We start from the raw sequence: 23,007 nt of genomic DNA, 5'->3' as shown, positions 1-23,007 counted from the left end.
TGTTTCAAGCCGATGTACGCCCTTCACTTTCTCAATCCGGCTTTCACATTCTCGGAGAGCTGGCGCAAGATGGCGCAGCCCGACAAATTCTGTTTTCCCACCGCCCGTTTTTTCCATGGTTGCGAACATTGCCAGGCCGTCCTGGACCCGATACACAACCTCTACGTTTCCCACCAGCGATGAGCAAAGAGCACACACAATTTCTTCAGGACCGCCTTCAAGACGGGGGACAACTCGGAGCGACTGGACTGACGGCGAATGCATAACACCGATTCGACCCCAAGCGAACACAGTTTGTGGCTGCAGATGCCAGCTATGCTAGGCTCTCGCAGTCTCTCTCTTTTTGACTGGTCTCCCGACTCCGCTATGAGTATTGTGGATCGCGGCGACCTATGTTACTGGGTCTCGAGCGGTGTGGTCTGAATATCGCCGTTACTCGTTACTGTCACTCGGTAGCCGCTGTATGCGAATACCACTTGACCATCTGTTCGCGAAGCCCCATCGAACTGCGGCGCAAATAGGTCTCCAAGTGCGTCCGGATCAATCACCTCATAGAGTGGGTCGAGCGTCGTAGGATCAACGTCTTCTTGAGCGGCAACGTGTGTGACGATCGCTGTCTCAAGTGAGTCGTCTACACCGCCGTCTGTCTGCCGACACTGCGCTGGCCGTGGCTGGGAATTCGTGAGATCGGTCATGATTTGCTCTCATCAACGCAAAATCAGGGCGGCTCGTTCTCGTGCTCGGACCGATTTTGCGTTTCGCTGATGCCACAACGCACGCGCCCGGTTTAAAAGCTCTGTCCTCTACTAATAATATGATTACCTATAAAAGACAATGACCAACAGCATAAGTCCGAGCAGTTGCGTGTGCAGGCGTTGGCAGCTGTAATCCGTTCTCGATCGTTAATTTTCAAACAGGAACAGCCGATTCCGTGCTCGAGATCTATATAATTTGACGGTGGTTTTTTGGTCCTGGTCTCACCACCTCCAACTGTAGAGCATGTGACCGAGTAGCAGACCACCCACAACTACTACCCATGGCCGGAAGTCACCACCCCCCAGACGACAACGACCCCGAGCACGTCCGAACGACTCACACAACACACTCAGAACTCGACACAATCTTTCGCGCGGTCAGCCACCCCACACGCCGCCACACACTCCGGGTGCTCGACCGTACTGAGGACCCCAAGACGGTCGACGAACTCGCATCTACACTCGCTGCCGAGCCGATACCGAGCGCATCTACCGATTCCGGCCAGCTTGTAACAAGCTTGACCCACTGTCATCTCCCTCACCTCGCCGATGTCGAGCTAATCGACCGGACAAGCGACGACCACGTCACTGCCACGCCGGCGACAACGGATGTCGTCCACCTACTGGATACGGCGCTCGTCACGTTCGACTAACCCGTCTCACTCCTTCTGCGAACCACAGCTCACAGCGCCTGCCTACTATACTCGCCGGCGAACAGCCATCGATAGCGGGGATGCAGCCACGCAAACGAGTCTCGGCCGCGATCCTGAATCGTCGTCCATATTTGACTCACATCCTGGGTGTCCACGACTGTCTCGCGTTTCCCACTGTCGAGACGCCCGTCGCCGAATACGACTCGGACGACTGCCTCTTTCCGAAAATCATGTACGAGCACTGCGTCACCATCTTCAGACACACCAATAAGATGGCGGCGAGCCGAATCGATTGCAAGCAGGTCATCGGCGAGGTGTCCATTGTTCTCGTTCTCCGGCCGAAGTGCGTGAAGTGCGGCCTCGATCTCATCTTGGAGTGACTCGATCACGGCTGTCCCCCGACTCATATTTCACCCTACAATCCTCACGTAGGAAAATGATTGTAGGCAACTGAAAGTAGTCGATTACCGGGTTTGATTCGTGCTCCAGATACCGTAGCCCTTCTGCTGAGCCGTCTGCATCTTCTGCATAAATAGCGGGCGCTTGCTGAACTCACTGTCTGTGACGCGAGCGGAGCCGATGCGGAGCAAATCAGTGTTGTACATGAAATCGCCGATGTAGACGTAGGCTCGCAGGTGGCTCTCATCGGTCTTCCCAACTTGGGGGGCAGTCGCAACCGTCACAACCTGTTGGCGGAGTTGCGATTTGGTATAACTGAGCGCTCGCTCGTGATACTTCCCAAGCATCTGCCGCCCCTGCTTCGAGTCTGGGACGCCCTCGAACAACGATGGTGTCGCGTTCGTGGCCGCCTGCGGCGTCTCGATGCCGACGAGATCGACGACAACTGTTTCGCCAGTGTCGCGCTTGACTTTGATCGTCTCTGGGCCGATCACCTCGATCACGCGTGCTTTGAATTGTTGCCCTTTACTGGGTGGGTCGATATGCGCTGACGTGTTCCGGGCGACCGAAGCTGTGGTCGCCTGCGTCTCCGTCTGAGTCGTGGTCGTGCTGGTTGGGGTCGCCGTCGACGTGATCGTGGTCGTCTGGGTCGTCGTGGTCGTCCTAGCCGTTGTCGTTGCTGACTCGATAGCGGGTGTCTGCGTTGTAGTGGCCGTGGTAGTCTGACCGCCTCCAAGTCCGAATCCGCCGAGACAGCCGGCGAGAACCATGAGACAGGCAAGGCCGAGAAGAGAAAGAATTCGCGCCATATCTGTGATCGCTCCCTGCCCTATTATCTTTATTGGAACAGGTAGAATTATGGCGATTGACTCCTCTCGTGCTTCCGGATATCTCTGAACAGGTCTCGGTCTTGCTCTTGGCGGTGACATTTCGCCGCTACGAGGACGTCACGGCTCTGGATTCGCAGCTAATAGGTCCGCAAGCTCATCCATACGGGCGGAATCGTACTGAGTAAGGTCGTAGCGGTTACTATTGTTGCGCTGGCTGTGGACGCCGATTACGTCGAGATCGACGAGCAACGATAAGATATTGCCGAGCATCTGGGACGTGATCGCTGGATCGTCAACAATATCCACTAACCGCTTTGTCGTTGGATAGTTGCATGAGCAGCCTTCGAGTGCCTGCTGGACACTCTCGTGGTAGCTGCGGAGGAGCCCATACCGTGGTGGCTGAGTCTCGTTCAGCGCGGTCACTTGGTTTTCTAATGACTGGCTCACGATTGTACAGAACGTACGGTTCTCTATCGCTATTCTCCTTTCGATTACCATAACTCATCTACTACCAACATAAAATGGTCGGCGACTGCCAGCAGTGTTGACTACTGAAAGGAAGTTCTGACATCTTCCCGTCTGCCTTTAAGTGGTTCTCGCGATAACGGATAGATACGACGGACGATCGTCGCAATGTCTCCTTTCGTTGGCCATTCATTCGAGCGAGAGCTGCACCGAATTTCAGCTGTCCAGCTGTGTCACTCTGCTCCCGATAGCGCTGCCCATATCTGCACAGCGAGCGGTAGGACAGCCGGCCGTGCTGAGACCTTGCCTTCGATGTAGTCGTGGCGTGCTATCCCTGTCTGATGACGCTGTGGGTGACAGTCAGGTCTGGTAGGCTCGAGGTTGACAGTTGCCCATGGTTCTGTTGCGGTTTCCTTAGTCCATTCTATTCTAAACCGTAGCGCTTTCTGTTTCTGACACTCGGATCTGTCTAATCATGATCGGTATATGGCCTCTTGTCCACAGCTAGTAGTGCCGTGGCACCGTTGCACAACCAAGCCGAGGAACATCCGTCTGTCAGTACTGTCTCCGAGTAGACGCCCATCCAGCGTCTGCTTTCAGACGCACTTCTGCGGCCGCCCCAAGACACGCTCTGCTAGGAGTGTACGCTGAGTTCGGGACTTTTTAAACACTGCTTGCTGTACGTCTTAGTAGTGTAATCGAGTTCTCTCTTAGCGAGAGCTAATCCAGTGAATTTACCGTAATGAACTAGGGAGTATATTATTTTGTAGTTTGTGACAGACGATTCTGTCTGATCACAACTGATTTGTGAATTCCCTCAGTACTTGATTGTGCCGTGGTATCGTCCCACAAATAGACTGCTTCAGGTACGTCCGCCTGTCACGTTTTGCCCAAGCAGACGCGCATCCATCGTCTGCTTTCAACACCTCCAGTACTTCGTGGACGGGAGCTTGATGAGCTAGTTTCAATTGCTGTGTGGCGCACTCATCCTATTCCATTATAAATCTACGAAGTCGACGGCGAACTCCGGCTCACCGAATGAGCACAAGCAAACGAGTAGGACGGGAGAGCTTATCCGGCGACTGCTTGTTCTTCGACGGTCTGTTCGACAACCTCACTGAATGCCACATTTGGCTTGACTTCAGTGATCTCGACAGAGACATGGTCACCTTGTTCGGTTTCAGGGACGATAATTACGTAGCCCCGCTTGACCCGCGCAATGCCGTCGCCTTGCTCGCCGATATCTTCGATTTCGACACGCCGCCGGTCACCAACATCGACCGGCGGCCCAGAGTCATCGTCAGTTTCTGGCTGTGATTCGCGTGTGTCCTGGTCACGGCTGTCTGATGGTGTGGTCGTCCGGAGTAACGCAACGCGATACACACCATCTTCGTCGACGTCTCCTTTTTCGACCTCGCGTTTCGGGATCGTGACTGTATATGAGTCGTTCTGTTCGTCGACGTCCGCACTGAATAAACAGAGTAATTCGTCGTCAATTTCCATAGTGACGTCTCGCTCCATTTTTCACTTCACTAACAGCACCTTGAGTCCACCGATCCATGCGAATTCCGCCGCTTTCACCCAGGAGTGCATCAAATTTCACTCTAGAGCTTGCGCGAGTAGTTCTGGATGTCGCGGACAGCTATCGTGCCCACCTACCGGTATCACCAGTCATGCCATTCACGGCCGGCATCGGTCATGATTGGCTGGCTGCGCCGTTTTTGATGTCGGCCTTCTGTTTGCATTCAAAGCAGCCATGGACTTCACCATCGCGGCCAGTGAACACGCGCTGGAACTGCTGAGTGACGAACGCGCCGCAGTTCTGGCATTCAGCCATACGTCACCATCAGCACGTGCACCAGTTGACGTTTGGGGCAGATGCTATACGGTCCCGCACCCTCGTGGACCTATCGACCTGATCACTCGGACTGAACTCCACTTTCCTCTTCCCGCATAGGTGGCCACCACGATCAGTCAACTCTGTAGTAGGCCGTGTTAGTTGATAGCGGTGGCAACGATATCGCCACTGCCACATGCTGGACAGCGATCAGGTGCGGTGTCAAGCGTTGTTCCGCACTGCCGGCATTCGATCACCACATCTGGCTCCTCGCTGGTCGTCACAACCTGCCGGACCCGCGAGAGAACACTCATACTCTTTCCTTTGACCTCGATTCACATACATCGTTCGGTATCGGAACTTGCCATATCAAGGTCCATTACGGTTACTAACGCCGATAATAATCATAATTGGCTAGCAGCTGAATCACTAAACGTATCTTAGCCGAACAGCACGTGTCCAACAACCCTGCTGTGTGAACTAGATCAACTATGGCAGACATGACTGTATGATGCTGACGGCGGATTCATACGTATCAGTCGGTAGGCTTTTGCCACAGCGACGAAGACACCAATATATGGCTGACGACGATACTGATACACAGGACGATCACACGGAAGACGCAGCAGCCACACAAGACGACGCTGAGGAACAATCATTCCGTGAACGCGTCGAAGAAATGCGTGAGCAACGGAGTGAGGAAGGTGAGGGAGACAGCGAGCGACCTAACGATCCCTTCGGTGGCGGTGGTGGCCCTGGAATGGGTGGCATGGGCGGCGGGAATCCCATGGCACAGATGATGGGTGGAATGATGGGCGGCGGTGGTCCCGGCGGCTCACCTGGCGCAAGCGAAGGTAGCAGTAACGAGGAACTCGTCAAAGAAGTTCGCCAACTCCGTGACGAGGTCCGCGACGTTACCCGCCAGCTCCAGCGGATCGCCGATGCGGTTGAAGAGACATAGAACATATTCTCATTGATACCTCGTTTACAGCAGCAAGAGGAAATGGATGTCTCGCTTCTTTTCCCTCTATTCTTGTGAACCGTTTCATCCGATTCGACTACGGTCGGAAAATTATTGTATCTAGTACACCAAGCTAATTGAAGCTAGAGGCACGATAGTGAGAGACAATGACTACCCTTGTTCAATGCCCAGAATGTGGTTGGACCGGGAAAGAATCTGATTGCATCATTGAGGAATTGAAACGGTACTGTCCCGTTTGTGAGCAGACCATGCGACGGGAATAATGCTCTGAATATAGTCCTTACCGAACAGATTCGTAGAAACTATCGCCATCGGATGTATTCATCACCTCCGCTTTAACCGCTATGATATCGTCATCTGCTTTGACGATAACGACCGATTCGAGGTGGTTACGATTGATAACGCCGAAGATACTCTGGAGGTCGCCAAGGACCGATATTCAGCGCCGAACATCGAGTACCGCTGGTTGGACGTGAACAACCTCGGTAAGGCCGACCTTGGGAAGTTCGATATTGTGTTCGCGAGCTATCTCTTCCACCATATTGCCAACCAGGAGTCGGGGCTCTCACTGCTCTGGGAGCACGTTCGCGATGATGGGGTGCTGGCAGTCCGGAGCTGTGACGACGGCCAGCACATGCATTATCCGCCAGAGGACGGAATGGATTGGATCGTCGAGAAAACTGATGAGATCTCCGGCAGCAGTGACCGGACGCATGGGCGGCGACTCCCAACTCACCTGAAACGACTGTCGCCACCGCCTGCAGACATCTGACTGGGTCTCAAGAACTACCACACGGTCGGGCGAGACAGCAGTGAGCGCCGCGACTACTGGGACGTTTTCCACTCGAACCGCCTCCATTACGCAAAAGTCCGTGCAAAACGCGATGACGCAACCCGAGAAGGCAAACAGCTGTACGAGACGATGGCAGACCGAATGGACCGACTCGAAGACAAAATCATCGGGAATCAACACGTGTTAGACGTCGAGAGCGTCCCCCTTGCAGTCGCAGTAAAATAGACGGTAGAAGTTGGTCCGAATTTTTAGCGTTCCCTATGACCCTCGGTCGATTTCGCAGAAACGCTCATCGCGAGTCTTGAAGACTTATTCACCGATCAGGATGAACGTGGTAACGCTTCGGAGAGGTGATCAGGAGATGTACGGACCTGTGATTTCAGCGTAGGTATACAGGCCAATAGGGTTAGCACCTTATACTAACCTAAAACACATTGGAAATCCACCTTTGTTCGATCACAATTCTTGGCGACTAGTCTCGTCACATTCACGCCAGACTTTCCTAGCGAGTTCGTCTGGCTTGCGATTCGACATTGACGCCAGCATCTCATCGTCGTAGCGAGCCGCTTCTGTTGAAGGCCGGATAGAAACTTGCTTGCAGCAAGACGTGAGATGCAGAGCTTAGAGCCAATTATCTGGGAGTTCGTCAGCGTGATTTTGCAGTGTCTCCAGCAGTGAGCGAATTTCCCCGAAACGAGGGCCTCTCTGTACCGCATTATCCTCTCGATTCCATACAATGAATTCTGCCGCTTCCAGCTTTGGCAGGTGAGTATGCGTCATCTGGATTTTGAGAGACTTAAGGTCTTCATCCTCGGATTGAACGTCAGCCAGAACCTGTGGATTTTCGACATTCAGTGAATTGTGTTCCAGCAGCCCGACAAGGAGCCGCCGCCGGTACGTGTTGGCTACGATATTCAGCACGTTGTCCAATGAAGATGGCATCGTGTCGGCCTCAGCCATGAGTTGGCTCACCTACTTTCCTGTTCTTAGTCCCGGTAGCAGCCTCAATACCGAGTATATCGATGTCTCTTTCGACGTGTGCTGTGAGGTCGTCAATCGTGATCGGATTCTCTTGCTGAAGAAGGTGAACAAGGATGTGTCGGCTGGCTCGCTGCGTCAGGATGCCGAACTTCTTGGAAAGTGCTGTGCTCTCGTTTGAAGCAGGGGGCTGATATGTCCATGAGTCGTCTCTTGAGGGGTTCTCCATGTCGTTCGACGACATACCCTCTGTTCTAGGGGGCGTGGGGAAAGGGCCTATGTTGGATATCTACGGACAAGCTGGACATATATCGTATTATTGCGATAGTTATCAGCGTAGACTGGTATAACTAGCATTATGTTCGGTGGGTATATCCACAATTCAGCCTTGTACGGGCATGTATGCGATCGATAGCGTATTTGGCTAGCAATCATCTACATACAGTAGTGGGTCGCCATAGCAACGGGCGAGAGAATTTTGACTCAGGTATGGTCGAATACGACTTCGAAGAGATTTCGTTCGGCGCCGCGAAGGTGGTAATTGAACGTCGACTGTGAGATGTCCAGCATCTCGGAGAGTTCCTTCCCTGTTTGGATGCGAGGTGACTCGAAGAAGCCGCTCCGGTAGGCCACTTGGAGAATCTCTTGTTGGCGAGAGGTCAGTTGATTCTCGAACGCCGACCGGAGCGTATGTCCTGTGTCGATGGAACGCGTCTGCGTTTGCCGGGCGAGGAGTTCGAGATCGAGAATCGACTCCTGGAGTTGATCAACGAACGCGCGGACATTGGCGGTCTCGGACAGATTGACGACGAGAGTTGCAGTCCCCGCGTCGATAGTGAGCGACCGCACTGTCGCATCCCGTTTGAGAGCTGGTGTTGCGAGTATCGAGTCAGTCAGCTGGGCTTTGAACAGGCCCCCGTCTTCCCGATTGTCAAAATGGTGGAGTTCCTCGATGGCGACCGACTGCTCGCCGGCAGCCACCAGGTCGTCAGAAGCGATGTCGGTCGCCGTAAAGAACACGGTCGTATCACCGTTGGTTCCTGGTACTAGCTCCTCGAACTCGATCGTACAGCCGGTAGTCTGCGAAAGACGACACAGCGGCGTCTCCGCCGTCTCCGAGCGGAGTGAGAGTTCGACGACGCTGTCGGTCTGGAGCGTTTCTCTGGTTTCAACGGCGTGGATTGCGTGGGCGATCGTCTGGCCGAGTTCCGCCAGTATATCCGCATCGCGCTCGTCGGTTTGCGGGGTTCCACTGTAGACGTTCAGGATGCCGTAGACGAATTCGTCGTACACAAGCGGGATACTAAGACACGAGCGCGCACCCAGATCGAGTGCAGCCTCACGCCATGGGGCGGCCCGGACGTCAGTGGCGATATCGGCGACGATCTGAATCTCTTCGGTTGTAATCGCGGACACGAAGGGATTCTTGTCGACCATCGATCCGTCGGCCGCTGTCGTCAGGTCGGTTAGCGAACTGCTGTCGATGCCCGCCCATGCTCGCGGTTCAATTGTATCAGCGTCGGCGTCGAACTCGCCAATCCAAGCGAATTCGAAGAGCGTGGAGTTCGCTAGCCGGTCACAGACAGCTTCATCGATTCCGTCGATCGATTCGATTTCGACGAGCGCCTGATCGATCTCCCGAATAAGTGTGTTGAGATTGTCGAGACGCGTTAGCTCCTCGTTTTTCTGTTCCAGTACCTGTTCTCCCGCGGCACGATCCCACGCGGTTTCAACGGTCGCAGCAACCGTCTCTATGAGGTCGACCGTTTGCGCATCGAACGTCCCGGTTTTCGTCGATCCAGCACAGATAACACCGTGTCTCCCGAGCGGCACGAGCACCCGACTCTGCAGCAGTGATCCCGAAGACCTCTCCTCTGAACGGTCGAGATTGTTGTTGATATCGATGTCATCGCCGATGAATGTCTGCCAGATCTGCTCAGAGAACGCATCGGAGCATTCGACTGCCTGCGGATCAATCTCAGGGCCAGCCTGCCGAGCGTGTTCGTAGACGTCGCCAGTCTGATCGTTGTAGCGCCACAGGGAGACATAGTCGACGTTGAGCACGTCCTGCGCGAGTGCCGGGACGCGATCACTGATCTCCTCTGTATCGACGCCGATCAGTTCGCGGCTTGCGTCGTTGAGTTGTTTGAGGGAGTCGTTGGTCTGTTTGAGCGCGTGCCGCGACTGCTGGCGCTCAACTGCGATCCCTGCGATATAGGTGGCGAAGTCCACTAATTGGTGTTCCCACTCGTTTGGAGTCCGTTGCTCGTTGAAGCAGAGCATGAACGAGCCCACAGGGGCGCCGTCAGCGTCCCGGATGGGTTCGGAATGGCCAGCAACCACGTCATTCGCCACGCAGAGTTCACGCCACTCCTCAGACCATCTGTCGTCGGAGGTAATGTCCTCGCAGGTAACGCCATTGCCGCGAAACACCGCTTCGCCGCATGTACCAATCATGAGGTTGTTGATTGGTGCGTCTTCAAGCCCCTCTCCCCACGATGAGTGCAGGTCTGGAGCGATAGGCCGCTGGAACGAGTCGCGGTCATCGTCGGCGAGCATGATACTGGCTCGAACGCCCTGACTAAGTTCCGGAACGGCACTGCAGAGTGCAGAGAGACACTCCTCGAGTGGCGTCCCGGCGGCAATCAGTTCCAGGAGCTCTTTTTGCGCCTCCAGCAGCTCTTCCCGCTGCTTGCGCTCAGTGATATCCGACGCCGTCCCGAACCACTCGGTAATCTCGCCGTCGTCGTCCAGCATCGGCACTGCCCGAGAGTGGGTCCAGCCCCGGGTGCCATCGACCTGCAGGACCTGGTGTTCCAACTCGAAGGTACTTTTGGTCTCAATGGCCTCCGTGATGGCGTCCTGTACGCGTTCCTGCTCGTCAGGTGGAATGTAATCGTCGAGCCAATTGCTTCGGGCTTTGTCGGTATCGGCGATGAATCCCTGACCGTCGAGTTCGTTCATTTCAGTCCAATCGGGGCTCATGCGATAGACAACCTCCGACGTCGCTGTCACGAACGCGTTCAGCCGCTCCTCGTTCTCTTGCAGACGTTCGAAGGCATCCTCTTTCGCGTCGTATAACTCCTGACCACGCAGCATGATGTCCGTCGCGAGGTGAGAATCCCGGGTATCGAGACGGTCGAGCACCGCCTCGTCGCCGTCGGCCTGGAGCTGGCGGACGACTGGCGTAACGTCCTCAACGCGGTGGATGATGTAGTTGATGTCTCCGGAGTCGTCGACTATGGGCGTGTTCGTCGGGTTCCACCAGCGATCCTCGAATTTGTTGCGCTCGGAGTCGCGGCAGGGGATCGGATAGAACGTCACCGGCATCACGTCAGTTTCTTGCTCTGCTTTCACCCGTTCAAGCGACCTCTGTAACCGGGGCGGACCTTCGGGGTCCGGGTCATCCGGATCGGCGGGAAAGACCTCGAACAGCGTCTGTCCCATGATTTCGGCCCGTTCGGTCATCGTCGCGTCCAGGTAGGCGTCACTCACGGCGACGATCTCGTAGTCGTCAGGCTCCACGATGAGGTAGAGGCCGGGGACGTTCTCGAATAGTTGCTGGAACGTCGACTCGGTGACGGGTGCCTCCGGATCGTGCTCGGCAGGTTCGTCGTCGACGGGGCGCCACCATACTCGTCCGCGAGCGCCGACCTTCTTCGTCTCAAGGATGGCGTCCTCGGCGAGTGTCTCGAGTCGATTGTAAATGGTTCGGTTCGTACAGTCGAACTGCTCGGCGACCTCCGGCGTGGTTACCGGCGTGCCAGGCGGACCGAGGCCGTCAAGTTCCGCGAGAACAGCGTCGGGAGACGGAGCGGTCGAACTCATACGCGTAGTTAGCGAGTGGTCTCTAAAAAGTATTCTGTCAACAGAATTGGCTGGGCGATACGTTCAACGGAAATAATTTTGGTTATCCACATATAAACAATCGACAGCCAACTCGCTGCCAGTCGTGACTGTAGGAGTAATTGATAGAATGCATGATGATCGTGAGGCAGACTCACTGCCTGAGATATCTGACGACGCACTGCACACACGCTTTTCTTGCGACGAACCCCCGAGCGAGGCGGTCGTTAGAGCCCTCGCAGCGGTCAAGGGGGTCAAGCTAACTGAACTCGACGTACTCTACGAGACCATCGATCCCGAAGCACTCGACAACCTCATGGGTGACCCAGTTGTCGATAGCGACACGAGGAATCTCGTTGTCGAATTTACGGTTTCACCGTATCGAGTGACCGTCAGGGACAACGGAAGCATCACGCTCCTTGTCGAGACAGACGAGGAGTAATCTCAAGTCCAACCAGACGATACAACTGTAGTCAGATTCAATCGTTGCCGTCTGTGATAGCCGCCGACGTTCTCGGCGAGCAAGTGCGCTCCTTTCTCGAGTTCGCGTGCTTGGAGTTCTTCGATCCGGTCGTCGCGTGCGTCCGTCTTCCGGGCTAGCGCCTTTCTATGCGCCTCTGTGTTCTCTATCTCGTTCTCCGTCTCATCGACACGTTCCTCTACTGCGTCGACGCGCTGCTGGAGGTCGTCAATCCGGTCGTCCTTTGCGGCAACAGTCTGCTCGAGGTCTTCGATACGCTCGGTCAACGCCTGCACGTGGTCGAGGAGTTCCGCAACAGGTGCGTCCGCGTCGTCCAGGGTGTCCACGACACTGGTTAGGTCGGCGTCACTCATTGGTCGCCACCTCCGCTGATGCCTGCAGTGTCTCATCGAGCGGCCAAGCGAGTATCTAGTTTGAATTAGTCTCCTGGTTCCTGGCTGCTAGATGGAAGCTCGATCTTCTGGGAGACGGTTCCGAAGGCAACGCGAACGATTTCGAACGCGAGAATCCCCAGTATTCCAACGGTTACGACTTGGACGACGACCGAGAGTATCTGGATTACAGATGCAGTATTCAGCCATGCTGGGTCGAGTAGCTTCTTCCAGAGGCTTGACAGCGCTAGGTAACCGAGTGCCGAGAGACTCATCGTAAGGACAAATCCGGCGCCGATCGTGAGGCTGAGCACTTCCTTTGTCGAGTCCCAATTGAGCAGCCACACAACCACCGTAATCATCGAGAGGCCGGCGAACACTTGGACAGCACCGCCGAACAACGGCCAGATAGCCGCCCAGCTGCCACTTGCTACAAGCAGATACGCGAGAAGCGATTGGGCGCTTCCGTTAACAAATCGATTTCCTGCGAGCCTTGTCTCCGGCTCGTCGACGATGTCCTCGACGAAATACCGTCCAAGCCGGATCGAGGTATCGACTGTCGTCAGTGCGAACGCCGAGAGGACAAGTGCCATGAAGGGAGCGCCGACATCAGCTGGGATACCAAGCGCAGAGAGGATAATTGCACCGCCTTTCGCGAAGCTTGGAAGCGCCAACTGAATTCCCGCTCCAGACGGAACTGTGGGAATGACCGCGACGGTGCCAATCGCGACAACTGCTAGGAGTCCTTCAGCGAGGGTAGTTCCATACCCGATGGTACGGGCGTCAGATTCGTGATTCAGCTGTTTTGGTGTTGTACCACAGCAAACCATCGAATGGAGCCCACAGACTGCACCACAGAATATCGTCGAGAACAACATTGGCACCATCGGGCCAATGCCGTCGAAGGCGCTGCTCATGAACCCGGTGAATGGACTGAGACTCATTGTCAGCGACTGATTCGCAGTGCCGAATACAGTTCCGACAATAATCGCAAGAATAGCCCCGCCTAACCCTGCGTAGAGGAGGAACGACGACAGGTAGTCGCGAGGCTGAAGCAACGTCTGAACGGGAAGCACACTCGCCGCAAACGCATATAACAGTACGACGATGAGCCACGCGGACACGTTTGGATTTACGACAGTCGGGAGTACTATCGTTCCGCTGGCAGGCACGAGCACAAGCGGATATGTAAGCCCAACCCAGACACTTCCAAATACAGCAGGGACAAAGAGTACTGTCCCAAGCCAGAACGGGAAATCAAATCGCTTATAGAGGCCGAAGAGCAGCGCGAGTACTACATAGCAGATACTTGCTGTTGCTGCACTTGGATAGGCATCGAAGACGATTGCGACAACTAGTGAGAGGACGCCGATAACGAGCAGATTTGCAGTAAAACCGAGCGAGAGCATGAGTGATTTTCCGCGCTCGCCGACGTACTGCCCAAAAATATGGCCGACTGATCGCCCCTCGTGGCGGACGCTGCTCGTCAGGACGGCGAAGTCGTTCATTGCGCCGTAGACGACCGTTCCAACGACGATCCATGCTAGTGCCGGTGCCCAGCCCCACGCAAGCGCGGCAGTGATCGGGCCGACAATTGGCGCCCCACCCGCGACACTCGAAAAGTGATGGCCGAACAGCTCTAGTTTCCGCGAGGGAACGTAATCAACACCATCATAGTGTTCGTGGGCTGGTGTCGTCCGATCATCATCAAGTTCGAACACCCGGCTCATGTAGCGCCCGTACACTGTGTACGCCACCCCGAATACGAGCGCAACACTCCCGATAATCGTGAGTAACTGGACCATAGATACGTATCAACTAACAGGAAAACGTAAGGACCGGTCCCCGCCGGCTCAGTCCTCCGTCTGCGGTGCCGCTTCGACTACGTCATCAGTCGTCTTGACCTCCGCATCCTCATCGACGAAGCCTTGCTCGCGCATCCACTCCGTGGTTTTTCCAATCCGCTTCTCGTCGGGAGCACGAACAGGGAGGAACTGCCGGAGGTCGAAGTCATCGCGCAGTCGATCAAAGTCGACATCGTCGAAAGAGTCCGGATTCTCCTCGGCAGCCTCTTCGAGGAACTCGATATATCGATCCCGGTACTCGTCGAGATTATCGTTGATATCCTCGACCGCACGATTAAGGGCGTTCCGGAACTTCTCCGCAGTCTCAGGATCGATATCCTCATCCGTGGTGAGTGCAGCCCGGCACGGACCAACATAGACTTCCTGGAGTTCCTCGTCATAGCGTCCAAGCGTGACGTACGGTTCAAGGACACCAATGGCGTCAATTTCACCGTCTTTCACTGCCTCAAACCGCTCTTCGGCAGATCCGATGTGTTCGAGAACGATTTCATCGTCATCGAATCCTTCCTTTTCGAGCATTTCAGGCAATGAGTAGAACGACGTTGCGTACTCATTGATGCCGATCGACCGCCCACGAAGGTCGTCGATATCCTCAATTTCGGAGTTGGCTGGTGCGAATAGGACGCGATCCCATTCGCTATACGAACCGATGATTTCGCGGTCTGTCTCCGAGGCTTCTTGGACTGCGTTCCACTCGCAGACACCGTGAGTTTCCCCCTCCTCGTCAAGGTCGTTCCACCAATCCGATTCGTATGCGTTGTCGCCATCGTCGAAGTCCTGCGTACCAGGCGCAAAGTACGACAGATCGGGCTCAACTCCTTCATCCTCGAAGTACCCTTCTTTTTCAGCAACTTGCTGGACGAGTCGCCATGTGAAGTACTCGTGTGCGACGTTGAGGTCAGTCATTGCATTTCAGCTATTATCGTAGCACGCTCAAAAGCAAAGCTTTAGGCGCGGTTTTGAGCGTTATCTCAGACGATCATTGTCAATAGTTGCTGGCTAAGAATCCAATGGCTGTCAAAATACTTCATTATATATGGAGAATAAACGGTGAATGCACACCAAAAACCGGCAAACACAGTTATTCATAGCAGATACGTGGACGATCTCAGCATCAATATACGCAGCAATTTTTGCTCCTTTTCGCCAGCTCGAAGGGTGTGCAGAGATAGACCCATTGCCCAGTCCCGCCTTGGTGACGTCCGGTTCGACGTTGTTGCGATCAATGACGCCGAAGACATCCTGGAGGTTGCGAAAGACCGGTCATCCAGAGAGGGTTTAAACAGGGCCGATTAAGTCTGTTTGTTCGACTACCTCTTCTTCTCTTTACCGTCGTGCTCTCCACTCTCATTCCGTAATCGCAAACTGCTCTCGTTAGTACCCTCTACTAACCACAGATCAAACCAGAATATTCCGCGGGCGGTTATTCCTCGGCTACAGTCTCTCGGTTCCAGTGATATCACAACCCCGGCTGTTCTCGTCGTCCCAGTGACATCGACAGCACCACCGTCCCGGGGGGTGTACCTCCCCGCTGACCACAATCGTTTGCAGTAACGCCGGTCAAAATCCCGTGCTGATTCCCGTGTATAGAAACTTAATCTAATTGTCTATACAAGCAACCTTTATACGGCTCGTGACTCTAGATGTCCGTACGACAGCCGTTGGAGTGACGGACGACCCCAGGGAGTCCGGAACGGCACGACACTATTGCGCTGCGTGTGGTTTCTTGTTTTGCGTGCTATCGACGGCTAGCTGGTGTGAGCGTCTCGTGTTGTTTCCACCGGCCCCATGGATGGGCATCGGGTATGGACGAGAATAACAGCGGCGATCGTAATATCACTCGTTATTGCTGAGCAGACGTCGACAGCCGAAGAGCTCTCGTACGAACTCGATCGGCAAAATAATGTCAATTAGTTTCTGATATATCTTTTTACGGTACTGTTCAGATGAGGATGAAGGATGAGGCGGTGAAAGTTCGTGGTATTTGATACCTGAACTCGGCCACTTCATCAAATGTGACGGCTGAATCGATTGAGAGTTTGTGGAGTGAAAGGTAACACCGGAGCCGCTGATGCAATTCGATATTCACCTTTCCACGAGGAAATTATTAATTTCGTATACTATACTTAGTTTAGATTATTTCAGTGTCGAACGGTATCACTTCACTGTTCATAATTCGGTTCAGAAGGCGGATCTACCGCTGACTAATGAGAAGACGCCGAAATCTCATTGCGGTCGACGAAACCGTAATTCAGCTCAACGATTAGTGCTACTGGCTGTACGCTGCCGTCGATCTAGAGGCCAATGAATTTCCCCACATCATGTTATATTCGTTAGAATTCTTATATAACTAAATAGTTTATAGAATAAATTTAAGGGGATCACCGCGTCGCCGACGCGGTAGTTCTCATCGATGGCACACCGCGATTACACGCGACCTTCTTCGAGGATGACCTCCGATTTCAGCATGTCACACATGGAACCGGAATAGCATTGAACGTATATTAAAAGAGTTAAAACGTCTTACCAACCAGCTTGACATCATTTCCGCCACGCAACGCACCGCTCCGCCGAAAATTGGTTGCAAACGCTCACCTTCACGTGGAATCAGCTAATCTGAACAATGTCGGTAGTTTTCGCTCAAATCCATATTCCCTTCTATTCTTAGATTGGTTCCGGACAAGCGTAATCGAACGTGTTGGAGCAGTCGAACATGCATGCGTAGAGTAATACAGTATTCATAGGGATAAATGGTCCAGCGTAGGGCGACAACCGTCGGTTAGAGTGGGCTGAGTCCGATCTGTTCTAAAAGGAGAATTGCGCCAACACCGATGCCGATGATACCTGCAGCCGACATCAAGTACGCTGTGAAGCGGGTGCCAACGATTCGCCCCCAAAGGAACGATACTGCGGCCATAGTGACGATTGAAAGGAAACTAAAACCGGTCAAAAACGTGAGCGCCGACGTGACTGTCGGCGCCGTTGAGACGAGCGCGACAACGAGGACGCCGCTCCCTGCGAAGCCATGGACGATACCGACGAGAAACGAACTCTGCTCGGGGTGGCTGTGAGCAGAACCGAAGAAGAGCGAGCTCATTCGGAAGCTGTGAAGCCTGTCGTCGTGAGCATGTGCGTCAAATCTGGCGTTTTTAGCCGACGATAGAAGCATTTGTGCACCTAAATACAGCAAAACGAGACCGACGAGAACCTCGAAGAACTTCGTGACTGCTGCCGGGAGACGCACGCCAAATACTACAAAAAGAACCCCAAGGGTGATAATTGGAAGTGAATGTCCGACTCCCCATGATGCGCCGATATACCCTGGTCGGTCATCGTTATTAACGAGCGTTGTCACTGCGGCCAGATGATCTATCTCAAGAGCATGCTTGATCCCAAGTATCGCTCCCGCTACGAGTACAACCCCGGATACCATATGATCCTGTTTTAACGGAGCGATAAAAAATCGTTTCATCAGCAACAGACAGTATCGCCCGAAGAGACTGATCTCCGAGACAAGTATCACTGATCATCATCTTATATCGGTCACGAAGCCGCCATGTTTTTGCACGACGCTCAGTAGGTTGCTGTATGGCGTCACTCGACGAAACGATTGCCGGAATCAAGGCTGACCTCGCCAATCACGATGGTATCCTTATCGCGTTCTCCGGCGGGGTTGACTCGAGCGTCGTCGCAGCACTTGCTCACGACGTCCTGGGTGACGACGCGATCGCCTGTACCGCCAAGAGCGAAACGCTACCTGAAGCGGAACTCGAGAACACTCGGCGAATCGCCGATGAGATTGGGATCCGTCACGAGATCGTCGAGTTTTCAGAACTCGACAGCGAGGCGTTCAAACGCAACGATGAACAGCGGTGTTACCACTGCCGGACAATGCGGCTCTCGGCAATGTACGACGCCGCTGTTGAACGCGGGATCGAGACTGTCTGTGACGGGACGAACGCCTCCGATCCCGGTGATGGCCATCGGCCAGGACTTAAGGCCGTCGAAGAACTCGATGCCTACTCGCCGCTGCTCGAACACGATGTCACAAAGGAAGAGGTGCGAGCGATCGCTCGCGAGTACGACCTCTCTGTTGCGGACAAGCCCTCAATGGCGTGTTTGTCCTCGCGGATTCCTACTGGGCTAGAGGTCACCGAGGAGCGGTTGACCCGTATTGAGCAGGCCGAACAAATTCTCCGGACCTGGGGATTCGAGCAGTTCCGTGTGCGCGACCACGACGGGTTGGCCCGTATTGAGGTAGCTCCCTCGGATCTGGAGGCCGCTCTTGATTCCGAGTTCGTCCGGGCGGCCCGCGACCACATTGCCGATCTTGGCTTCGATCACGTCACGCTTGATCTCCATGGCTATCAGACAGGAAGCGTCAGTTCGGAGACTGAAGGAACACAGACTGGCGATACAACGTCCGATGATGGGAGCGACGATCCAATCGTCGAAAACGTGTTCGACGCTAAATACCCAACTACCGGAGATAGTTCACAGTAAGTCAAATCATCGTTTTCGGACGATCTGTGCCGCCTGCGCACCGGCGACGAATCCAGCGTCGATGTTCACTACACTGAGGACAGTACAGGACTGGAGCATCCCTAGTAGGGCGGCTTCGCCGTCCGCGCCTGCGCCGTACCCAATTGAGACAGGTAGGCCGATGACCGGTGCATCTACCATCCCGGCGACGACCGTCGGCAGCGCGCCCTCCCGGCCGGCGGCGACCACGACGCAGTCGGCGTCGTCGAACTGGTGGCGTTCCGCGATCATTCGATGAATCCCGGCGACGCCGATGTCGAAAACAGTATCGACGTTACAGCCCATTTCACGGGCTGTCACGGCTGCTTCCTCCGCAATTGGGATGTCAGCCGTCCCGCCTGTGAGAACGGCGACTGTCCCGTCAGCCGCTGGCAGGTCATAGTCGGCCGTCCGTAGAACCAGGGTGCGAGACTGTTGGGACCAGTCGGCATGATTCACCGACGACGCCACATCTTCGAGCACAGCCTTTGTTTCATCACTAATATGTATTATAATTACTCGTCCTTCTCAAGTGCCTGCTCCGTGATGGACGCGACCTCGGCTGGGCGCTTGCCTTCTGCGAGGACGACCTCTGGGACACCGTTGCGGTCCTCACGCTGGGTATCGAAACGGGCAAAGTCATCGACACGTGTAAACCCCTCAACCCGTTCAAGTGCCTTTTCGACACTGAGTTCCCCCTCTGAGACATCTTCAAAAATTGACTCCAATTCCATGAGTTCTACTCGTCGTGGAGCGACGGCGCCGCGAACTGACCGTCCTCAAACTCGATCGGTGTCGGTTCCTCAACGACGCGGAGGTCATCGCGTTCTCGAGCCTCTTCGACGAGGCCCTGTGATGCGTAGAATCTGCCAAGGTGCATCGTGTCCGTGGCTCTGATCACTCGTACGTCCTCAGGGTCGATCACACCGATTGTCGACAGGGCAGCCACTAGTCCCGCTTGGTCAGTTTCAACTGCCGGCGGAAGACGAACACCGCGGGTTGTGCTGGCAGTGATTGCATTGATTAATGTATCTGGGGCGTTAAATTTGGTAACGATATCTTCATGGACAAAATCCGCTGACCCCATACCCATCGCGTTTCCGTGTGTCGTCTCCGTGAGACCGCGAACGAAAATACGCTTGATATCGGGTAAATCGGGTTCGGGTTCGTTAAGCGCGAACGGACGACGACCAATAACGTTCGTATCCAGCCCCTGGCCGCTGATGTCTTTCCCCTGCCTGTCGAGCACGAGGACATCAACCTCGTCAAACGGAATCTTGGGCATGATCTCGTACGCCGTCTCAAGCAGTTCAGCCTCGCGGTCGAGGAACCCGTCAGGGCGAATGCCCTCGACGTGAGTCGTGTCGTCGTGCTGGTCCTCGACAATGGCGACACCGCCGACGATCGGCAAGGCATCGAGGAGCTGCGAGGTGATTTCGGGGATCATGTTCCGGAAGCTCCAGTCGACGGCCCACTCGTGGGCGATCTTCGCGCCGCGCTGTTTTCCCATCCCAATCACCATCATCTTCGAGAGACCGCTCTCGACGGTGCCGTCGAAGTCGGTATGGGGCTTGACGCGATTGACGGCCAGAATCCCATCGGCCGCTACAGCATTGGCGTCGGCGACGACCGGCACGCCCCTGTCGGGCGTTTCACCCACCTGCACGACCTCCATGCTCGACCGGATCTCACAGCCGACCCGCTCCTCAGTGACACCTAAGGATTCGAGCATCTCCTGCTGTCCCTCCGCTGTCGCGCCGCCGTGACTTCCCATTGCAGGGAAGATGAAGGGCTCATAGCCAAGGTCGTCAAGTCTCTCAATCACGCCACGAACCAACAGCGGGAGATTCGCAATCCCTCGACTTCCAACACCAACAGCGACCTCACCGCCCTCAGGAACATCCTCAAGAGCAAGCTCTTCCACCGCCGCGCCGGAGCAATTTGGAATCTGGTCGGCAGAGATTGAATCGGTATCCCAGACCTGTTCGACGACGCCGAACTCTGGCAGCTCCGTCTCGCCGCACGCTTCGAGCACTGTCTCTTCCGGTACTGCCAATTCGGAACGCGAACCCATACCACGAAAGAGAATCCTCGCTACCAAAAGAGTATGGATTTTAGTTGAATGCAGGCGCTAAGCCCCCGTCCTCAAGGAGCGCAGTAGGGCGGGGATACAGCGCCGTCATCAGCTGTTCGTATACTGTTCTGTTGCAGACCCACAGGCCCACGCAATCGACACGGTTATAGTGTATAGCGTGCAATGTGTGCATACAGTGAAACGGAGTCGCGGAGTGTTACGCCGACCTCCGACGCAAGCGCCGTGACTTCTTACACAAACTCTCGAACTACTACGCCCGAGAGTATGACCTTGTGGCCGTCGAAGACTTGAACGTCTCGGGAATGATGGAAAGTCCGTCGAACAGCCGTAACACTGCCTCCGCCGCGTGGCGAACATTCCTTTCGTTGCTCGAATACAAGTGCGAGCGCGAGGGGACGCATTTCGTGGCGGTCAACCCGAGAGGAACGACCAAGGAGTGCGCGGCATGCGGCATCTCGACGGACAAGCCGTTGTGGGTCCGTGATCATTCCTATCCGTCGTGCGGGTTCACCGCCGACCGAGACCGGAACGCGGCGTGGAACATTCTTTCTCGCGGTGCACAACAAGTAGGAGCGGGACGCTCCGAATCACCGCCTGTGGAGACTGCGCCCCCTACGGGGACCACCTCAGTCCCTGCAAAGCGCGTCATCGAAGCAGGAAGCCCCACCCTCACGCGCGAGCCGTCAGGCGAGCGGTAGGGTGGGGTAGTTCATCACCAAAGAATCCTTGTATGTGGATAAAGTTCGCTTCACAAGCCGTGATTAAGAATCGACAGCAGATTAAGAGCAGCGAACCGTATAATCTGGCGCTTGACTGCATCAAAGCGGGGATCGAGGCGGCAAATCCAGAGACCGTTGTTCCGGACCAGGTTTCGATCGACGGTGACGAGCTCTCAATCGCCGGCGACACGCACGATCTCGGCAACTACGAACGGGTATTGGTCGTCGGCGGAGGAAACGCGGCCGCCACCGTCGCCAGCGTACTCGAGAACATTCTTGGTGACCGGATCTCCGGCGGCGTCGTCGTCACCGATAACCCAACCGAGACAGACCGAGTCTCCGTGCTCCCAAGCGATCATCCCGTCCCGAGTGAGCGCGGAGTCCAAAGCACTCGCGAACTGTTAACCGTGGCTGACGAGACGACCGCAGACGACCTCGTGCTCGCCGTTATCACCGGCGGCGGAAGCGCTCTTCTCCCCGCTCCCGCGGCGGGAATCTCGCTCCAGGACCTCCAACAGACCACAGAGTCACTATTAGCGTCAGGCGCCACCATCCACGAGATCAATGCAGTACGGAAACACCTTTCCGACATCAAGGGCGGGCAACTCGCAGCGGCGCTCGCACCAGCCGCGGTCACCGGGGTCATTCTCAGCGACGTCATCGGCAACGACCTTGATGTGATTGCGAGCGGCCCGATCACGCCGGACAGATCCACGTTCGACACTGCTCTAGAGGTCATCGACCGCTACGATGTTAATCTTCCCGACGCTGTCCGCGATCGACTCCGCCGCGGTGTCGACGGAGAGATAGCCGAGACGCCGAGAGAGGGCGACCGCGTGTTCGATCGCGTCCAACCTCACGTCGTCGCTGACGGGAACACAGCGCTCCACAGCGCAGCAGCGGTCGCACGCGACCGCGATTATGTACCACTCGTTTTAAGTTCTCGTATCCGCGGCGAAGCCAGCGAGGCAGCGAAGACGATGGCCGCCATCGCGGAAGAATGCGCGGCGACCGGATCACCGGTTGAACCGCCGGCCGTGCTCCTGTCTGGCGGAGAGACAACGGTATCCATCGACGGAGACGGAACCGGTGGACCAAACCAAGAGTTTGCGCTCAGTGCGGGGCTCGAAGTGGACGTTCCAGGCGTGACCGTCGCGAGCGTCGATACGGATGGTATCGACGGGGCATCAGACGCCGCCGGTGGAATCGTTGATTCCGATACTACGCTTTTCACGACAGAAGCGCGCGACGCTCTTGATAACAACGACGCGGCGAGGTTCCTCGAAAGGCGCGAGGGTCTCGTCGAGACCGGACCGACGAACACGAACGTCAACGACTTACGCGTGGTCGTGATACCGTCCGAGGAGTAACGCAACGGACGACGAACAGCATCAAGCCGAAAACAGGCCACCTCAGG

General features: G+C 55.3%; 21 protein-coding genes and 2 pseudogenes. 9 read left to right on the top strand and 14 right to left on the bottom strand.

Going from position 1 to position 23,007, the window contains the following annotated elements:
- Positions 1-395: 395 nt before the first annotated feature.
- Complete coding sequence (locus ACRYA2_RS25280; protein ID WP_433634329.1) at positions 396-695, bottom strand: HalOD1 output domain-containing protein; 300 nt, start codon at positions 693-695, stop codon at positions 396-398.
- A 341-nt stretch (positions 696-1,036) separates the two neighbouring features.
- On the opposite strand from ACRYA2_RS25280, the gene ACRYA2_RS25275 reads away from it, so the two are divergent.
- Both ACRYA2_RS25275 and ACRYA2_RS25270 read left to right on the top strand, forming a co-directional pair.
- The gene (locus ACRYA2_RS25275) at positions 1,037-1,408 is read left to right on the top strand and encodes a DUF7344 domain-containing protein (protein WP_433634327.1); all 372 of its coding nucleotides are present in this window, start codon (positions 1,037-1,039) and stop codon (positions 1,406-1,408) included.
- Between the two features lie 131 nt (positions 1,409-1,539).
- The gene (locus ACRYA2_RS25270; protein ID WP_433634324.1) at positions 1,540-1,788 is read left to right on the top strand and encodes a hypothetical protein; all 249 of its coding nucleotides are present in this window, start codon (positions 1,540-1,542) and stop codon (positions 1,786-1,788) included.
- Positions 1,789-1,872: 84 nt separating this feature from the next.
- Here ACRYA2_RS25270 and ACRYA2_RS25265 read toward each other — a convergent pair whose 3' ends face one another.
- Positions 1,873-2,301 carry a thermonuclease family protein gene (locus tag ACRYA2_RS25265; protein ID WP_433634322.1) on the bottom strand — a complete coding sequence of 143 codons (429 nt, stop codon included), beginning with the start codon at positions 2,299-2,301 and terminating at the stop codon, positions 1,873-1,875.
- Positions 2,302-2,407: 106 nt separating this feature from the next.
- Here ACRYA2_RS25265 and ACRYA2_RS25260 point away from each other — a divergent pair, with 106 nt between their 5' ends.
- Entirely contained in the window at positions 2,408-2,533 is a 126-nt protein-coding gene (locus ACRYA2_RS25260; RefSeq protein ID WP_433634320.1) for a hypothetical protein, read from the top strand.
- A 221-nt stretch (positions 2,534-2,754) separates the two neighbouring features.
- Here ACRYA2_RS25260 and ACRYA2_RS25255 read toward each other — a convergent pair whose 3' ends face one another.
- From ACRYA2_RS25255 to ACRYA2_RS25245, 3 genes are all read right to left on the bottom strand, one after another.
- Positions 2,755-3,084: a hypothetical protein gene (locus tag ACRYA2_RS25255; protein WP_433634318.1), complete on the bottom strand. Its 330-nt coding sequence runs from the start codon at positions 3,082-3,084 to the stop codon at positions 2,755-2,757.
- 1,089 nt (positions 3,085-4,173) lie between these two features.
- Entirely contained in the window at positions 4,174-4,605 is a 432-nt protein-coding gene (locus tag ACRYA2_RS25250; protein ID WP_433634316.1) for a TRAM domain-containing protein, read from the bottom strand.
- 193 nt (positions 4,606-4,798) lie between these two features.
- Positions 4,799-4,939 (bottom strand): DUF7563 family protein, encoded by a 141-nt coding sequence (locus ACRYA2_RS25245; protein ID WP_433634314.1) that lies wholly within the window; start codon positions 4,937-4,939, stop codon positions 4,799-4,801.
- A 577-nt stretch (positions 4,940-5,516) separates the two neighbouring features.
- Here ACRYA2_RS25245 and ACRYA2_RS25240 point away from each other — a divergent pair.
- The gene (locus tag ACRYA2_RS25240; RefSeq protein WP_433634312.1) at positions 5,517-5,900 is read left to right on the top strand and encodes a hypothetical protein; all 384 of its coding nucleotides are present in this window, start codon (positions 5,517-5,519) and stop codon (positions 5,898-5,900) included.
- A gap of 325 nt (positions 5,901-6,225) precedes the next feature.
- The gene (locus ACRYA2_RS25235) at positions 6,226-6,693 is read left to right on the top strand and encodes a class I SAM-dependent methyltransferase (protein ID WP_433634345.1); all 468 of its coding nucleotides are present in this window, start codon (positions 6,226-6,228) and stop codon (positions 6,691-6,693) included.
- Positions 6,694-7,335: 642 nt separating this feature from the next.
- Here the strand turns inward: ACRYA2_RS25235 and ACRYA2_RS25230 are convergent.
- The 3 genes from ACRYA2_RS25230 to ACRYA2_RS25220 form a co-directional block, all read right to left on the bottom strand.
- The gene (locus tag ACRYA2_RS25230; protein WP_433634310.1) at positions 7,336-7,674 is read right to left on the bottom strand and encodes an ArsR family transcriptional regulator; all 339 of its coding nucleotides are present in this window, start codon (positions 7,672-7,674) and stop codon (positions 7,336-7,338) included.
- The gene (locus ACRYA2_RS25225; protein WP_433634308.1) at positions 7,667-7,936 is read right to left on the bottom strand and encodes a hypothetical protein; all 270 of its coding nucleotides are present in this window, start codon (positions 7,934-7,936) and stop codon (positions 7,667-7,669) included. The genes ACRYA2_RS25230 and ACRYA2_RS25225 overlap by 8 nt, the downstream gene beginning before the upstream one ends.
- 239 nt (positions 7,937-8,175) lie before the next feature.
- Entirely contained in the window at positions 8,176-11,520 is a 3,345-nt protein-coding gene (locus ACRYA2_RS25220; protein ID WP_433634306.1) for a bacterio-opsin activator domain-containing protein, read from the bottom strand.
- Positions 11,521-11,668: 148 nt separating this feature from the next.
- Between ACRYA2_RS25220 and ACRYA2_RS25215 the strand changes: the two genes are divergently transcribed.
- Positions 11,669-11,980 (top strand): HalOD1 output domain-containing protein, encoded by a 312-nt coding sequence (locus tag ACRYA2_RS25215; protein WP_433634304.1) that lies wholly within the window; start codon positions 11,669-11,671, stop codon positions 11,978-11,980.
- 2 nt (positions 11,981-11,982) lie between these two features.
- Here the strand turns inward: ACRYA2_RS25215 and ACRYA2_RS25210 are convergent, their stop codons facing one another.
- From ACRYA2_RS25210 to ACRYA2_RS25195, 4 genes are all read right to left on the bottom strand, one after another.
- Entirely contained in the window at positions 11,983-12,372 is a 390-nt protein-coding gene (locus tag ACRYA2_RS25210; RefSeq protein ID WP_433634302.1) for a DUF8008 family protein, read from the bottom strand.
- A 65-nt stretch (positions 12,373-12,437) separates the two neighbouring features.
- A complete protein-coding gene (locus ACRYA2_RS25205; protein ID WP_433634300.1) occupies positions 12,438-14,195 on the bottom strand; it encodes a carbon starvation CstA family protein in 1,758 nt (585 codons plus the stop codon).
- Positions 14,196-14,243: 48 nt separating this feature from the next.
- Positions 14,244-15,161 carry an ABC transporter substrate-binding protein gene (locus ACRYA2_RS25200; protein ID WP_433634298.1) on the bottom strand — a complete coding sequence of 306 codons (918 nt, stop codon included), beginning with the start codon at positions 15,159-15,161 and terminating at the stop codon, positions 14,244-14,246.
- A gap of 1,873 nt (positions 15,162-17,034) precedes the next feature.
- Positions 17,035-17,688, bottom strand: coding sequence for a high-affinity nickel-transporter protein (locus ACRYA2_RS25195; RefSeq protein WP_433634296.1), 654 nt, complete (start codon positions 17,686-17,688; stop codon positions 17,035-17,037).
- Between the two features lie 155 nt (positions 17,689-17,843).
- Here ACRYA2_RS25195 and larE point away from each other — a divergent pair, with 155 nt between their 5' ends.
- Positions 17,844-18,758 (top strand): ATP-dependent sacrificial sulfur transferase LarE, encoded by a 915-nt coding sequence (gene larE / locus ACRYA2_RS25190; RefSeq protein WP_433634294.1) that lies wholly within the window; start codon positions 17,844-17,846, stop codon positions 18,756-18,758.
- A gap of 6 nt (positions 18,759-18,764) precedes the next feature.
- Here the strand turns inward: larE and larB are convergent.
- Positions 18,765-19,504 (bottom strand): annotated as a pseudogene (larB, locus tag ACRYA2_RS25185) (nickel pincer cofactor biosynthesis protein LarB).
- An 11-nt stretch (positions 19,505-19,515) separates the two neighbouring features.
- Positions 19,516-20,850 carry a nickel pincer cofactor-dependent isomerase, group 22 gene (locus ACRYA2_RS25180; RefSeq protein WP_433634292.1) on the bottom strand — a complete coding sequence of 445 codons (1,335 nt, stop codon included), beginning with the start codon at positions 20,848-20,850 and terminating at the stop codon, positions 19,516-19,518.
- Between the two features lie 206 nt (positions 20,851-21,056).
- Here ACRYA2_RS25180 and ACRYA2_RS25175 point away from each other — a divergent pair.
- Both ACRYA2_RS25175 and ACRYA2_RS25170 read left to right on the top strand, forming a co-directional pair.
- Positions 21,057-21,569: pseudogene (locus tag ACRYA2_RS25175) on the top strand (RNA-guided endonuclease InsQ/TnpB family protein); the annotation flags it as partial.
- A 59-nt stretch (positions 21,570-21,628) separates the two neighbouring features.
- Positions 21,629-22,960, top strand: a complete 1,332-nt coding sequence (locus ACRYA2_RS25170; protein ID WP_433634343.1) for a glycerate kinase type-2 family protein — start codon at positions 21,629-21,631, stop codon at positions 22,958-22,960.
- Positions 22,961-23,007 lie beyond the last annotated feature (47 nt).

The sequence above is a fragment of the Halomicrococcus pelagicus genome (assembly GCF_050954125.1).
Note: the sequence above shows the minus strand (reverse complement) of the source record. Positions and strands in the feature narration are given on the sequence as shown.